At 53.8% G+C, this 2226-nt stretch carries 1 protein-coding gene; it reads right to left on the bottom strand.

Annotated elements, in window-relative coordinates; all coding sequences use genetic code 11:
* Positions 1-507 precede the first annotated feature (507 nt).
* Positions 508-1956, bottom strand: a complete 1449-nt coding sequence (locus HMPREF2681_RS08780; RefSeq protein WP_049189566.1) for a nucleobase:cation symporter-2 family protein — start codon at positions 1954-1956, stop codon at positions 508-510.
* Between the last annotated feature and the right edge of the window lie 270 nt (positions 1957-2226).

Genomic DNA, 2226 nt, shown 5'->3' with positions numbered 1-2226 from the left:
GTCGTGGTTGCCTTGCCCCTTGTGTGGGGTTGGGGGCTGCGGCCCACTTTTGTACCTACGGGTAAACAACATTTAATCGACAAATGTCGTGGCTTATATCTCGGGGTAGCTACCGATTTGGCTTAATTGCGGGTACTTAGAAGGGTCCGATGCGCAGTACACCGGTCGGAGGCTCCTCGAATTCTGGCACTGAGCTTGTTGGCATGTCCGATTCAGTTATTGCACTTCTGTGTTTACCACAGCCACTCATCCCGACATGCAGATACCGCGCTTCAATGGGGCTTTACTGCCAAGCTGTCCAAATAGGGATCCATACGCTTATTTGGAATTCGTCCTGATTCTTAAGGCCCTACCTACGAGACAACGCGGCGCCATCCAAGGTCGCGCCAAAAGGAAATCCCGTATGGGCGAGGTATTGCCTGCGCCCATACGGGAATGTGTTGTATTTAATTACGCCAGCGCGGTCTGGGATTGAGCTATCCAGCCACGCTAATCAAAGTACCGAAGTTAGTTATTACTGCTTGGCTTAGCGGGCGGGACGTCGCCGTAGCCGTCGTGGTCCTTATCTTCAGAGTTGATACCTCCGCGGAAGGTGTCGTGAGCGCTCGGAGTAACTGCGTGCGGTGCACGGTCGGCGGTGTTGAACAAAAGGTTCAAGATAATAGCTGCGACGGAACCTACGCAGATTCCTGAGGCCATAAACGTTTGTGCCCATGCCGGCAGTCCGGAGAATAGTTCGGGCGATACAGCCGGAAGCAATGCCAGTGCCAACGGAATACCAACCACGATCACGTTGGATTCAGTGAACTTAACCTTGGATAGGGTGCGGACGCCGGATGCTGCGACCATTCCGAACAAGGCGATACCGGCACCTCCCAAAACTGGAGCCGGGATAGCAGCAACGAGAGCGGCCGTCTTTGGAATCAGTCCCAGAATCAGCAGCATTCCGCCTGCAGCTGCGGTAACCCATCGGGATCGCACGCCCGTGATGGACAGGACGCCGATGTTCTGGGCAAACGCCGTGTATTCGAAGGTATTGAAAATACCGCCGATCACGGTCGCAGCACCGTCGGCACGCAGTGTGTCGGCAATACGGCGATTATCAATCTCGGTCTCGGTAATCTCACCGATTGCAAGCACATCTCCAGTCGCCTCGACCATAGTCACAAGCGAGACAATGCACATGGCAAATACAGCCGAGAAGACAAACTCAGGCATGCCGAAGTAGAACGGATGTGTCAGCCCAAAGATTGGTGAGTCCTTAGTCCCAGACCAATCCACCATTCCCAATGGAATGCACAGCAGCAACCCAGAAATCATGCCCACTAGAACGGCGATTCGGGCGAGCCATTCCGGTGCCCAACGCTCAATACTGAGAATCAAGACCAACACAAACACAGCTACTGCCAAGTTTTGGGGCGTGCCGAAATCAGGAGTGTCCTTGACTTCAGCACCGCCACCAACCCAGTCAGCTGCGACTGGCATAAGCGTCGTACCGATAATCAATAGCACCGTGCCAGTGACCAACGGCGGAAATAGACGTAGAAGCGATGCAAAAAGCGGTGCAAAGAGCATCATGAAAATGCCCGATGCAATCACCGAACCGTAGATTGCGGGCACGCCGTATTGCGATCCGATAGTGACCATCGGAATGGCGGCAGAGAAGGTACAGCCCTGAATCAGTGGTAACCGCACACCAAATCGCCAAATACCCACCGACTGCACGATGGTGGCGATGCCGGCAACAAACAGGTCCGCGGCAATTAGGTGCGGAATATCGGATGGGGACATACGCCCGGCATCCACAAGTGCCCAGCCCACGAAAAGCGGGACTGCCACCGCGCCTGCATACGCGGCGAGCACATGTTGAAAGCCGAGTACAAGCAATTTCACATGGCCCGGATACTCATCGACCGGATGGACCGGCCGGGCATCGGTCTTCGTTGATGTAGTCACAGTTCGACTTTAGTTCCCTAGCCCAGCTTTTCCTCACTGGAGCTTTCTATTGGGGTGGTTTCGCTCCATCTCGCTTTACGACGAAGGCCTCGAGACTTGTCACTTTGCTGAGATAAATCGTGAGTGTGCGTAAGAAGCCGGTGAACGAACGCATTGCCGAACAGCTTTAAGTGAAACTCTAGGGTTATGGTCTTCTATTAGCTCGAAAGTGCTCAAGAAAGGCATTGTGACCTGCTGGTTCGCTTTATGTGTGAAGTGTGTGTAATGTAT

The organism is Corynebacterium sp. HMSC064H12 (genome assembly GCF_001809925.1).
In the GTDB taxonomy this organism is placed as follows: domain Bacteria; phylum Actinomycetota; class Actinomycetes; order Mycobacteriales; family Mycobacteriaceae; genus Corynebacterium; species Corynebacterium jeikeium_D.
Note: the sequence above shows the minus strand (reverse complement) of the source record. Positions and strands in the feature narration are given on the sequence as shown.